The sequence below is a fragment of the Nitratiruptor sp. YY09-18 genome (assembly GCF_016593235.1).
In the GTDB taxonomy this organism is placed as follows: Bacteria; Campylobacterota; Campylobacteria; order Campylobacterales; family Nitratiruptoraceae; genus Nitratiruptor.
This window is the reverse complement of sequence record NZ_AP023065.1, coordinates 887082-900813: the sequence shown is the minus strand read 5'-3', so window position 1 is coordinate 900813 and position 13732 is coordinate 887082. Positions and strand designations below refer to the sequence as shown.

At 35.6% G+C, this 13732-nt stretch carries 11 protein-coding genes; 10 read left to right on the top strand and 1 reads right to left on the bottom strand.

Features of this window, described 5'->3' with window-relative positions:
- Window positions 1-54: 54 nt before the first annotated feature.
- From JG734_RS04930 to JG734_RS04890, 9 genes are read left to right on the top strand one after another with little or no spacing between them, the layout of a single operon-like run.
- Complete coding sequence (locus tag JG734_RS04930) at window positions 55-1575, top strand: hypothetical protein (RefSeq protein WP_201332191.1); 1521 nt, start codon at window positions 55-57, stop codon at window positions 1573-1575.
- Complete coding sequence (gene pilO / locus JG734_RS04925; protein ID WP_201332190.1) at window positions 1572-2204, top strand: type 4a pilus biogenesis protein PilO; 633 nt, start codon at window positions 1572-1574, stop codon at window positions 2202-2204. Before JG734_RS04930 ends, pilO begins: the two co-directional genes overlap by 4 nt.
- Window positions 2186-2608, top strand: coding sequence for a hypothetical protein (locus JG734_RS04920; RefSeq protein WP_201332189.1), 423 nt, complete (start codon window positions 2186-2188; stop codon window positions 2606-2608). Before pilO ends, JG734_RS04920 begins: the two co-directional genes overlap by 19 nt.
- An 11-nt stretch (window positions 2609-2619) precedes the next feature.
- Window positions 2620-4071 carry a pilus (MSHA type) biogenesis protein MshL gene (locus tag JG734_RS04915; RefSeq protein ID WP_201332188.1) on the top strand — a complete coding sequence of 484 codons (1452 nt, stop codon included), beginning with the start codon at window positions 2620-2622 and terminating at the stop codon, window positions 4069-4071.
- Window positions 4058-4840: an AAA family ATPase gene (locus JG734_RS04910; RefSeq protein WP_201332187.1), complete on the top strand. Its 783-nt coding sequence runs from the start codon at window positions 4058-4060 to the stop codon at window positions 4838-4840. Before JG734_RS04915 ends, JG734_RS04910 begins: the two co-directional genes overlap by 14 nt.
- Window positions 4833-5537, top strand: a complete 705-nt coding sequence (locus JG734_RS04905) for a CDC27 family protein (RefSeq protein WP_201332186.1) — start codon at window positions 4833-4835, stop codon at window positions 5535-5537. The genes JG734_RS04910 and JG734_RS04905 overlap by 8 nt, the downstream gene beginning before the upstream one ends.
- Window positions 5534-6058, top strand: a complete 525-nt coding sequence (locus JG734_RS04900) for a hypothetical protein (RefSeq protein WP_201332185.1) — start codon at window positions 5534-5536, stop codon at window positions 6056-6058. Before JG734_RS04905 ends, JG734_RS04900 begins: the two co-directional genes overlap by 4 nt.
- A gap of 5 nt (window positions 6059-6063) precedes the next feature.
- Window positions 6064-7809, top strand: coding sequence for a GspE/PulE family protein (locus JG734_RS04895; protein ID WP_236586797.1), 1746 nt, complete (start codon window positions 6064-6066; stop codon window positions 7807-7809).
- A gap of 1 nt (window position 7810) precedes the next feature.
- On the top strand, window positions 7811-9052 hold the full coding sequence (locus JG734_RS04890; RefSeq protein WP_201332184.1) for a type II secretion system F family protein: 1242 nt from the start codon (window positions 7811-7813) through the stop codon (window positions 9050-9052).
- Here the strand turns inward: JG734_RS04890 and JG734_RS04885 are convergent, their stop codons facing one another.
- Window positions 9053-11041, bottom strand: coding sequence for an ATP-dependent helicase (locus JG734_RS04885; protein ID WP_201332183.1), 1989 nt, complete (start codon window positions 11039-11041; stop codon window positions 9053-9055).
- A 62-nt stretch (window positions 11042-11103) separates the two neighbouring features.
- Between JG734_RS04885 and JG734_RS04880 the strand changes: the two genes are divergently transcribed.
- Window positions 11104-13716 (top strand): valine--tRNA ligase, encoded by a 2613-nt coding sequence (locus JG734_RS04880; protein ID WP_201332182.1) that lies wholly within the window; start codon window positions 11104-11106, stop codon window positions 13714-13716.
- The last annotated feature ends 16 nt before the right edge of the window (window positions 13717-13732 follow it).

Genomic DNA, 13732 nt, shown 5'->3' with positions numbered 1-13732 from the left:
TTTTCATACTCATTTAAGTTTTGGTTGTTATAATTCTTAAAAAACGGATTTAACATGAGAAAAGAGTCTAAAGTAACTTATTTATCTATAAATCCTTACAATAGCACTTTCTATCTTTATGACAAAAATAGCCTCAAAAAGCTTCCTTCTCTTAAAAAGAGAAAAGATAACTTTCATGTCTCCTTTTTGCAGACAAAAGATCTTATCATCTCAACTGTAAATATAAGCAAAAATATTCCTGATGAAGATCTCAAAGATGTAATTGAGATAAAAGCTTATGAAGAGCTAGATTTAGATCCCGCAATCGAGTACAAAATCGAGTTTCAAGAGATCTACACAACCCCAGATGCCAAAGAGCGTAAATTCCAGCTCTTTATTACTGAACCATCAATTTTACATGAAGTATTTGATGCAGTAGTAAATAAAATTGATTACATCGATTTTATTGCTCCTGCTCCAATACTTTTAAAAACTTTATATGAAAATGAGATTTTAGAAAGAGATAATGTAGATCTCTTTGTATACTTCCAAAAAAATGATGCTTTTTTGGTTCTTTATAAAGATGGAAACCTTGTCTATGCAAAGTCTTTGAAGTACTCTTTTGAAGATATTGCTGAGCGTCTGAGCGAACTGAAAATGAGTAATGTAAGTGTCGAAGATGTGATGCAAACACTTGCACAAGAGGGACTGAAGATTTCTGATCTTGATGAGTTGCAATTTTATATGCAAGTATTTAGTGAAATCTTTATGCATATTAATGATGTTCTTATCTATGCGAAAAGAGCCAACGATATAGAAAATATTGATAGAATTTTTATCTCTTCCTCTGTGGGATATATTAAAGGAATAGAAGAGTATGCGCAGACATATCTGGCACAAGAAGCGACAGGATTTTTATTCGATTATGGTATAGAGACAAATGAGCCTTTTGTAGAAGATATTCACTGTCTCATGATTCTTGCTGCAATCGATTTCAATGAAAAAGAGATTGCATATCCAAACCTTACAATATTTAAACGACTTCCACCACTATTGAAGCGTCCAAGTGGTGAAGTTTTGGTCATTTTGGCTGTTAGTATTTTATTGGCAGGCATATACCCTCTCTATAATATAGTTATGAGTTACAAGTATAGATTTGATACTGCAGTTTTGCAAAAAGAGTATCAGCAAATTCATGCAAAAAAAGTGATGCTTCAAACAAAAATCGATTCCCTTAAAAAACAGATGCAAGAACTAAAGGACAGAGTTGCAAATAAAGAAAAAGAGCTAGAAAACCGTATGGTGCTTTTGCAACAGATCTATGATAAGAAGGTCAACTATATCATGAAAGCCCAAACTCTAGCTGATCTAACACAAGATATTGTTAAATTTAAGATAAAGACACTCAACATCGATAATAACCAATCAATATTTGATCTTAATGTCACTGCGGTAGATGATAAACAGATAACACGCTTTATCAAATATATCTCTGATAACAAGTCTGATAGATACAAGATTACTACCAAAGAGATTAATAAGACAGATGAAAATAGTAGTGTATATACAAGTAAGTTAAAGGTTGAAGTAAGATGAAGCTTTTACGTAAGATTGATGAGTTTTTCTCCCAGCGCAAATCTTCGGAAAAATATCTCATCTATGCAACGATTTTTATAGGTATAGTGCTGCTATCTTATCAATATCTTTTTCCAATGACAGAGAAGATGATGAAGACAGCTCTTGCGCAAAAAAATAGTATAGAAGCAAAAATAAATATGGACAAAGCCTATTTGAGAGGAATAACAGTCAATGGTGATGAGCTGTTTTATATAAAACAGTTTTCTCTCCAAATTGGAAAGCTCAAAGGGAGACTGACTGAAATTATTGATAAAAAAGATTATTTAAACCAAAAAATCAAGGAGCTTTCATATCTTCTTTACAATGAAAAAAAGTGGGCTGAGTTTCTCAATTCTCTCACCCAAAAAGCAGCAAAAAACGGCGTACAAATAGATTATATTCTCAATAATTTCCTCGATGTTACGAAAAACTTCGGACATGTGCTAGAAGTAGAAATTGGGTGTAACGGTGATTATAAAAATCTTATCTCTTATATTAATTCTATAGAACAGAGTGATCTTGTTGTCGATGTATATGAGATCGATATGGATGGTGGAGAACCAATTAAAACAATTTTGAAGGTATCCGTATGGGGAATAAATTTTTAATCATTTTATTGATGGGTTTTTTTGCTTGTGCAAACAGTAAATACTCAGATATAGATGCTCTTATAGAAAAAGTAAAAGTCCAAAGGGTTGGTTTGAGTCCTACACAGATTGCAATACTCAAAAATCCCTTTATCGACGAGAAAAAACTCAAAAAAGTCATAAAGATTCAAAAAATCAAAAAAGCTCGTAAAAAACAGCGTATTGTTTATAGATTATCTTCCATTTTTGATAATCGTGCAAAAATCAATGGAAGGTGGTATCGTGTAGGTGCAAAAGTTGGTAGATATAGATTGGCATTTATTGATTCAATCAAAGGATTTGTGGTGCTTAAAAATAAAAATAGGTCACTAACGCTATTTTTACATAGAAAATCTAAAAAAATAAAACTATTTAGAATAAATTAATGGAGATATGTATGAAAAAATTACTATTATCTGTTGTAATGAGTGTTGGACTCTTTGCTAATAATTGTGAGACAAGACTTTTTACATTGCAAACTGCACCAGGAGTTAGTGTAGCAGAGATAGTGAGTAATTTGAGCGAAGAGTGTGGTCTTACAGTTATTTTAGGTGATAAGCTTACAAAGAGAAAATATCGTTTTACAAGACTTGGCCGACTCAATCTTAAAAATGTTTCTTTCTATAAACTTTTAGATCTCACTCTTAAAAATAGCAATCTTGACTACTCTATTGAAAACAATATTTTAAAAATTTCCTATCTTCAGACGAAGACTTTTCACCTTGATTATATAAATTCAAAGCGCATAGGAAAGGCAGTAATCGATGCTTCTGTTGATACAGGTGTGCAAAGTACTGATGGACAGACACAAGGATCAGGAAGCAATGGTGATATAAATACAATTAGTGCAGAGGATAGTTTTGATTTTTGGGAAACTGTGCAAAAAGAGCTCTACGCTATAGTCAATCGTCCAGGTGATGAGTATAAAGCTCCTATGCCAATAGTCAATAAGCAAGCTGGTCTTGTCACAATCACAGCTACTCCAAAGCAGATGGAGCGAGTAGAAAACTATATCAAAAAGATAGAGCGCAGGCTCCATCAAGAGGTTATGATTGATGTTTCAATATTAGCAGTTTTTCTCAATGACAACATTACAACAGGAATTGATTGGAGTAAATTTAACTTAAGTGTCAATGGCAATGCAGGGCTTGAACGCGTTGGTGTTGGTGATAATTTTGGGAATATTCAGGTAACCTCGAGTGCCTCTACATTGATTAATACCGCCCTCAACATGACAGGAATTTTGGACTTTTTAAAAAAAGAGGGAAAAGTCGTAACTCTCTCAAATCCTAAAATTTTGACTCTCAACAACCAGCCAGCTATCATCTCTATTGGTGATACATATAATTTCAATATTCCTACATCTATTACAATCTCTGCAAACAGTAATGGACTTGGTGAAAAATCTTATACTCCTTCATCTATATTTGTTGGTATTTTGCTCAATATCACTCCGGAGATTACGGAAAATGGTGATGTGATTTTGCGTATTAATCCATCTATCTCTGAACTTCGCAATCCAGATGAACTTAGCAATATAGGGCCAGAAGGTTTTAGGCAAATCGCACCTGATACGAAAGAGAAAAAGATCTCTTCAGTTGTGAAAGTTAAAAATGGATCAACTCTTATTCTAGGTGGCCTTATCTCAAATACGAAAAATTTTCGCATCAATGGTGTCCCTGTTCTAAAAGATGTTCCCATATTTGGAAACCTATTTAAAAGCAATACAAAAGATAATCAACGTTTCGAGCTTGTTTTTATTCTTCGTACAAAAATTCTTCATGACGCAGAAGAAAATCTTGGTCTTAAAGATCTGGGATTTGAAAAATTAACATATGAAAAAAAATAGCAACCTCTTTCTACAAGCTAAGGATTGCTTCAAAGAGGCAAACTCTGCTAAAGAGTTTGTCCAGATCGAAACCCATGCTCTTTATCTCCAGGAACTTTTTGGAGTAATAAATAAAGACTTTAAATTTATTCTTATCCATGGTGAACCTGGTGTAGGCAAAACTATGCTTTTAAAAAAGTTTATGGAAGAGGTAAATAAAAAAAATATTTACTTTTATGAAAGACCTTTTGCAAATGAAAAACTTATGTACCAAAAGTTCAATCAAGATCTTTTTGCAAATAGTAACCATCTCATATATAATCTCGAAAATAAATCGTCACAAATAAATATAGTAATTTTGGATGAAGCACAAATTTATGACGAGAAAATGCTTGAAGCCATAAGAATATTAGCTGATACAAAAAAGATCCAATTTATCCTTGCAATGCATGATAGCGCAGGAGAACACCTTCTAGCAAAAAAGCACTTTGCAACGAGAATTTATAAATCAATACATATGCAACCACCATCAAAAGTGACTTTCCATCAATATATTCAAAAAAAACTCTTTAGAAATAACTTAATAGATGTAGCAAAATTGATGACACTAAAAGATACTTCTTTAGTGTATAAATATACACAAGGGAATCTGCGCCAATCTGATAAATTTCTCTATACTCTCTTTGATATTTTGAGTTATTTTTATGAAAATAAAAACTTAGATTTGTCAAAAATAGACAAAAAATATATTGAGATGAGCGCTATCTATTTAGGATATGTAGATGCATGAGTATGAACAGCTTGAGTTGAAATGGAAAAAATTCAATAATAAAAGAAGGCTTTACCAATTTTTCATTATCGTTGTATTTGCTCTTGTAGCTTTTGTTGTCATAAAATTTCTATTTCCATTGAAGCCACTGCAGCAAAAAACAATCGAAAACAAAGATGTACAAAAACCTTTTGTTGCAAAAAAAGAGAAAAAAAATCAAGAATTTAATAAGAGTCAAGAGACGCCTCTTTTAAAACCATCATTTGAATTTGAAAAGAGACTCTCTTATAGTCTATATAAAGCAAAAAGATATGAAAAGAGAAAAAGGATAACAGAAGTTCAAAATAACAAGAGGCCTCAAGACGCTTCGAACTATCCTCTAGTAAAAAGAGGTTCAATTTCACTCCATACCTCGCAACCAAAATCGCTAGTGAGTCTTGTAAAAGAGTTCAATAAAAGTAATGATATCGGTTTGGCTCTTCTTATTGCCAAAAGATACTATGAGCAAAAAGAGTACAAAAATGCTGCAAAATGGAGTCTCATTGCAAATAATTTAGATAAAAATAGCGAAGAGAGCTGGATTTTATTTGCAAAAAGTAGCTATAAACTTGGAAAAAAAGAGAGTGCAGTAAATGCATTAAAAATCTACTACAAAAAATCTCACTCAAAAAGAGCATATGCATTGCTAAAACAGATGGTACAAGGAACTTTTCAATGAGAACTTTTTTGATTTTTACATTATTGGTGTCACAGTTGTTTGCTTTAACTATCCAAGATCTTGTGAAAAATTACAAGAACAAGAATTATAAATATGTTTGTACAAATGGGTATAAACTTTTTAACAAAATCAAAAAAGATGAAAATCTTGTAAGTATGTATGCATTTGCATGTCTTAAGAGTGATTACATAGATCATCTTGCCGTGCCAATACTCATTTTAAAAAACTCAAAATATGCACGAAAAAATCGTGCATATTTCTCTTTGATACTTATGCAAAAAAACCTCTTAGCTTCCTCCATTTGTGATGGGGTAACTTTTGAGAATTTACATGTTCCTACGACTGATTACTATCTTTCTACAATCTTTAATCTCTACTATCAAAAAAAATACAAATATGACGATAACAGATATATATTTAAGGATAAAAATATTACATACATATTACATGCGGATCAAAAATGCCATCTTACTATTGATGAGATCCATGAGAAAACTCGCAAAATCCATAAAATAAGGTAGAGAAGTTGCAAAATAGACTCATTGAACTTTTGCTGCAAAAGCTTCAAAGTGAGGGCAAAGATACGCTAGAGCTGCAAAAAAATCTCACATCGTCAAAAAACTTTCTCGCAGCACTTGTCAATAAGGGATATCTCTCTTCTAAAGAATTAATGGAGTTCATTCTGCAAAAATTACGAGAAGGTAAAATCTCTTTGGATGATATTGAAGAGAGTGTACCAAAAGATTATTTTGAAAAAATTCTTAAAGAGTATGCAAAACTTGTACGGATGGAATATGCTGACCTTGATTCGTATGATATCGACTTGCGACTCGCCTCCAAAGTTCCCCTTATACAACTCAAAAGGTACCATATACTGCCTCTCAAAGAGAGCGATATTCAAATCCTTATTGCTGTAGGTGATCCAATTGATATAGAAGCACAAGAAGCAGCGCAGCGACTTTTCCCAAAAAAACCAGTCAAATTTGTATTAGCACAAAAGCAGCATATCGATAACTATCTCAATAAGTTGGAACTGAGTGAAAATATCAAAGAGTATATTCAAGAGATTAGAAAAGATCTTCAAGAAGGTGCAGGCGCTACTGATGGATTAGAAGAGTCAAGCGCAATCTTAAAACTCATAGATGCAATACTCAAAACTTGTATTCTCTCACGAGCTAGTGATATACATATTGAACCAACAGCGAATAACTGTATAGTTCGTGCAAGAATCGATGGACTTCTCACTGAAAAATTTCTCTTTGATAAAGATATATACCCTCCCCTCTCTTCTCGCCTCAAACTCATGTCAAATCTCGATATTGCTGAGAGGAGAAAGCCGCAAGATGGCCGCTTTTCTCACACAGTTTTGGGAAAAGAGTATGACTTTAGGATCTCTACTCTTCCAATAGTCTATGGCGAATCGATTGTAATGAGGATACTTGATAAGACTAAGGCGATGATTCCATTAGAAGATGCAGGGATGAGTAAATATAACTATGAGATATTTACAAAATCTCTCAAAACGCCATATGGAATTATTTTGGTTACAGGTCCTACAGGTAGTGGTAAGTCAACTACCCTCTATGGTGCTTTGAACATGTTGCGTAGCGTGGAAAAGAAGATCATTACTGTGGAAGACCCTGTGGAATATCAGATCAACCTTGTACAACAGTGCCAAGTAAATCCAAAAATTGGCTTCACATTTGCTTCAGCCTTGCGCTCTATTTTACGGCAAGACCCTGATATCGTTATGATTGGTGAGATCAGGGATCAAGAGACTTTGCGCATTGCAGTTCAAGCAGCACTTACTGGACACCTTGTGCTCTCAACTCTCCATACAAATGATGCTATTAGTGCAATTAATAGGATGATTGATATGGGAATTGAGCCCTACTTGGTAAGTGGTGCAATAATTGCTATCGAAGCACAAAGACTTGTGCGAAAAATCTGTCCCTATTGCAAAATAGAGACAGAGCTAGAACCTTCGATCTATAATGAGATCAAGGAGTATCTCCCACAAAACTATAAGTTTTTTAAAGGCAAAGGGTGCAAACATTGCGATTTTAGTGGATATAGTGGACGAGAAATGATCAGTGAAGTCTTCAAAGTAGATGAAGATATTGCAAGGATGATTGCCAAAGAGGAGAGCAAAGAGAAGATCCAAGAAGCAGCTTTGCAAAAAGGGTTTAAATCTATGCTTGTTGATGGTATCAATAAAGCAATAGAAGGTTCTACTACAATTGAAGAAGTTTTACGGGTAACAAGGTTGTAATATGCGCTACTACAATGTTTTGGTCTTAGCAAAAGGGAAAAAACACCAAGTTATAATTCAGTCTAATGATAAAAAAGAGGCTATTGAGAAGGCTAAACTCAAGCAAAATGGTATCGTTTTGCGTGTCGAAGAGACTACAATGCCAGTAGAAGAGAAGCTCAAAGCTTTAAAAAGTGAGCTTCTCTCATTTAAAAAAGGTAAAATCAAACGACAGCATCTCATTGCTACCATTAGGCAGCTTGCTGTTATGACAAATGCTGGAATTCCTATCCATGATGCAATTGTAGAGATTGCAAACTCTACTGCTAGTGACAAGCTCAAGCAAATTCTTTTAGACATTGGTGAAAATATCAATGCTGGTATAAGTCTCTCTCAAGCGATGGAGCGCTACAAAGATCAGTTGGGTAATTTGACTTTGACTATGGTGAGATTGGGTGAGCAGACTGGTGACATGGCCTCTGCCCTTTTTACTCTTGCAAATATTTTAGAACAGATTGATGAGAATGTTCGCAAATTCAAAAAAGCCATCCGCTATCCTCTTATTACCCTTACTGCAATGGCAATTGCATTTACAATTCTCATCACCTATGTTGTTCCAAAATTTAAATCGATATTTGAAAAATTTCATGCAGAATTACCACTACCAACAAAAATACTCCTCTGGCTTGAACACGCTTTTAATACCTACGGTCCCTATATTCTTTTGGGTCTTGTTGTGGGAATATTTACTATCTCCTTTGTCTATAAGACCAACGAAGATTTTAAATACACAATGGATAAGTTTTTCTTAAAGATTTATCTCCTTAAAAAGATCATCTACTACTCGCAACTTAATAGATTCATGCTCATTTTTTCTGAACTGGTCAAAGCCGGTATCCCTGTCGTTGATGCATTAGATAATTCTGTGCAGATGGTAGACAATAGCTATATTAAACAGAAGCTAGAAATTGTGAAAAATATGGTTGAAAAAGGTTCTTCCATTGCTGATGCATTCAAAGAGACCGGTCTTTTTGAAAATATGATCATTCAGATGATAACAGCTGGAGAAGCAAGCGGACAACTTGATGCTATGCTAGCAAAAATTACTGAGTATTATGGTATGAAGTTTAATTATATTCTCGATAATCTCTCAAGTTATATCGAGCCTATTATGCTCGCAATTATTGCAGCTATGGTCTTACTCTTGGCTCTTGGTATATTCTTACCAATGTGGGATATGGCAAAAGTTGTAGGACAGCACTAATCACTGCTGCACCAATCCGGCTTCTTTTAAAAAGCGAGAGGGAAGAAACTCTTGCTTTTTGACTCTATCATAGCGTGCATAGCTAAGATATAAAACCTCTTTTGCTCTTGTAACTGCTACATAAAAGAGTCGTCGTTCCTCTTCTATTGAGCCACCTTTACTAGCAAGTTTGAGATTGGGAAATCTTCCTTCCATAAGATCGACAACATATACTTCATGGAATTCCAAGCCTTTACTTGCATGTATAGTCAAAAGATTTACTCCTTCGCCTTGGGCTATTTCATTGCCGCCAAGAACCATTGCATTGTAAAATCTATATACATCTTCATAGGTTTTACTTATATGTTCGATTAATGCAATACGACGCTGAATCTTTTCTATAGCTTCATCGTAAAGTTTTGGATCTATCGAGCCATCTTTAAGTTTTGCTCTTTGTTTTGCTAATACATCAATAATATTAATAAATATGAAGGAGTTTTTAATAAGTTTTAGAAAACTATGAGGCTTTTTGACATTATGCTGAAATAGGTCATGAAGATTTTGTAGATACTCTGCACCTTCTTGTGAAAGTTTTGGGTGTGTAAAAATCGGATGCTCTATGATGGAGATATCACTAAAGCGAGTCTTACTTCCAAGCTGCACGCAATCATCAAAAAGTCCTAGTTGATAATTTCTTGACTTTGTCTGAAATGGATTTTTGATATTAATTGGATTTAAAAGGCCTCTTTTGATATCCCCTTCACCACAGATTGCCAAACCCTCAAAGAGCTCTTTGGCTATATTTGCCCCTACTCCTTTAGCATATTCAAAAATGTGTATAAAAGCGAGGAGATCTTTGGGATTGATAAGAATGGAGAGAAGATCAAAGAGAGCTTTTATCTCTTTGAGTTCAAAAAGACTTCTGCTTCCTTTTCTTTTGCAGCTAATTCCCTGCTCTCTTAGAGCCGCTTCAATTCCATCAGCACTTGCATTATTGCGAAAAATTACAGCAATCTCATCGCGGGGAGTGAGTGAAGTTTTGATACGTTTTGCTATACCTTCATATTGCATATACAGATCATCAAATACCAAAAGTTTTGGTGGTACCGACTGTTTTGTATTGACAACTTCAAGCTTCTTGGGATAGATCCGCTCGTTGTAGCTGATGACACGATTTGCAAGCTCTAATATTTGCTCAGTTGAACGGTAGTTTTTACTAAGAGTAAAGATGCGTGCTTGTGGATAGCGCTCTTTAAAAGTTGCAATGATATCAATATTTGCACCATTAAATGCGTAGATGCTTTGATCATAGTCTCCTACACAAAAAAGTGATTGAAATTTTAGAGCATCGATAAATTTTCCTTGCAAGTTGTTTGTATCTTGATACTCATCGACCAAAATCTCTTGAAAATTTTTTATCTTATCTTTGTTGTCAATTACTTGGAGCAAAAGATCATTGAAGCTCAAAAACCCGTATGATCTCTTTAGCTCTTCATACTCTAAGACTATATCGTTATAAGCTTCAGCAAACACCTCTTGTTCACTGTTTCTTTTTGCTATCCACTTACCAAATGTGAGTGAAAACTCACTATTTTGATAAAAGGAGTAGTAGTCAAAGAGTGAGCTTGCTGCATAAGGTTTTGTGTCATTTATCAAAGAGAAATTGCGCTTTTCGTAAATACTCTTGAAAAGTATTTTGAGCTCTTTAGGCTGCTTGAGCACCACTTTTGGATCGAGCTCTTTAAGCCAGCGGTAGCTGACTGCATGAAAAGTTCCAGCTTCGATTTTTCTAGCAATCTTGCCAAATTTTCGCTCTACCCTTACAACCATCTCAGCAGCAGCTTTGTTGGTAAAGGTGAGGAGTAGTATATCTTCAGGGGCAATACCTTGATCAAGAAGTCTCTCAATCCTTGCTACAATAGTAGAGGTTTTCCCTGTCCCAGCACTTGCAATGACGAGATTGTACCCCAAAGGAGCATTTACTGCTGCCATCTGTTCGACATTGAGCATACGTTTCCTTAAGTAATTTTTGGATAAAATAAGGCAAAATTTTAAGCTTAAAGGTTACTTAAATGAGTGGTGACAAAAAGTATAATCCATCTCAAATAGAGAAGAAATTCTATCAAATTTGGGAAGAACGTGGATATTTTGAGATAGATGGAAATAAAAAGATTCAAAAAGGCAAAAATTTTTGTATTATGATGCCACCTCCTAATGTTACTGGAAGACTCCATATCGGTCATGCTCTCACATTTACGCTCCAAGATATTATGGTACGCTATAAGCGCATGGACGGATACAAAACATTATGGCAGCCAGGAACAGATCATGCAGGAATCGCTACCCAAAATGTCGTAGAGAAGCAACTTTTAGCAAAGAGAATAAAAAAAGAGGAGATTGGTAGAGAGAAGTTTTTGGAATATGTGTGGAAGTGGAAAGAGGAGTCTGGCAATGCTATTGTCACACAACTTAGACTTCTAGGGGTGAGTCCAGCATGGAGTAGAGAGCGCTTTACTATGGATGAGGGACTCAAAAATGCTGTGCGTGAGGCTTTTGTAAGGCTCTATGACGAAGGGCTCATCGTTAAAGGCAACTACCTTGTCAACTGGTGTACACACGATGGTGCTTTGAGCGATATTGAGGTGGAGTATGAAGAGAAAGAGGGAGCACTCTATCATATTCGCTATCCTCTAGTTGAAGAGGAGGGGTATGTAGTGGTAGCTACTACAAGACCTGAGACATTCTTTGGTGATACAGCAGTGATGGTAAATCCCAATGATGAGCGCTACAAACATTTAATTGGCAAGCATGTACGTTTGCCTCTTATTAATCGTGAAATCCCAATCATTGCAGATGAGCATGTAGATATGGAGTTTGGAACAGGAGTAGTAAAAGTTACACCAGCACACGATCCAAACGACTATGAGGTAGGTAAACGCCACAATCTAGAATTCATCACCATCTTTGATGAAAAAGGTATTCTCAACGAACATGCAGGCGAGTTTGCAGGGCTTGAGCGTCTCGAAGCAAGAGAAAAGATAGTACAAAAACTTCAAGAAGAGGGATTTATCGAAAAAATTGAGCCACATCGCCATCAGGTAGGTCACTGCTATCGCTGCGGTAATGTAGTGGAGCCTTATATTTCTCCTCAGTGGTTTGTGAAAGCTGAAATTGCCAAAGATGCGGTGCGAAAAGCAAATGAAGGAGAGACAAAATTTTATCCTCCTCAGTGGCTCAACAACTTCAATGCCTGGATGCGAGAGCTTAGAGACTGGTGTATAAGTCGTCAACTTTGGTGGGGGCATAGAATCCCTGTATGGTACTGCAAAGATTGCGGTCATGAATGGGCAAGTAAAAAAGAGCAAGAAGAAAAATGCCCAAAATGTGGATCGACTAATATCTATCAAGATCCAGATGTGCTAGATACTTGGTTTAGTTCTGCTCTTTGGCCTTTCTCTACCCTAGGATGGGGTAATGGTGATTGGGGAAAAGGTATAAAATGGAATGAGACAGATCTTGAGGAGTTTTATCCAAATGATCTCTTAATTACAGGATTTGATATTCTCTTTTTCTGGGTTGCTCGTATGATGATGATGGGCGAGCACTTCTTGCATAAACTTCCTTTTAAAGATGTCTATCTCCATGCACTTGTGCGTGATGAACACGGTCAAAAGATGAGCAAATCCAAAGGAAATGTTATCGATCCAATCGATACAATCAAAGAATACAGTGCCGATGCGATGCGCTTTACTCTTGCAATCCTTGCTGTGCAAGGACGCGATATACGTCTGAGCAAAGATCGCCTCGAGCTCTATCGCAACTTCACCAACAAACTCTACAATGCAGCTAGATTTTTGCAGATGAATCAAGAGAAGTTTGATGATTTGCGAGATATTGAAATAAAAACCGAGCTAGGACGCTATATTTTAAGCAGATTCAATAATGCTGTCAAAGAGGTAAGAGAAAATCTCGATAGCTACCGCTTCAATGATGCGGCTACTACGCTCTATCGATTTTTGTGGGGCGAATTTTGTGACTGGGGAATTGAGCTCAGCAAAGCTGATAAGAGCAGTATTCCTGAACTTGGTGCGATTTTCAAAGAGTCTATGAAGCTTCTCCATCCATTTATGCCTTTTATTACTGAATCCCTCTACCAGATGCTCAGTGGAACAGATCTTGAATCAAATGAATCGATTATGATTATGGAGTACCCTGTAGCTGGGGAGCGTGATGAAGCAATAGAAGCTGAGTTTGCAAAGATTATCGATGCGATTGTGACAATTCGCCGCGCAAAAGCGCTTATCGATATGGCAAGCAAAACTATTCCAAAAGCCTATATCAAAGGCCAAATGGGCGATGAGGCTAAAAAATATATCCAAAAGCTTGCAAAAGTTGAAGAAGTTCTTTTCACACAAGAAGCAATAGCAAATGCAGTAGCAGATATTGGTGATGAGGTAGAAGTTTTTATTCCTCTTGAAGGTATTGATCTTTCACCAATAATAAAGCGTCTGACTAAACAGAAAGAGAAAGTGCAAAAAGAGATTGAAAAACTCTCTAAAATGCTTAGCAATGAAAATTTCGTCAAAAATGCACCAGCCCAAGTAGTTGAGCAAAACCAAAAAGCTCTCCAAGAAGCTCAAGAAAAACTTGCAAAAATAGAGGAAGAGTTAGGACGCCTCTCCTAATCTCTTCTGCTTCAAA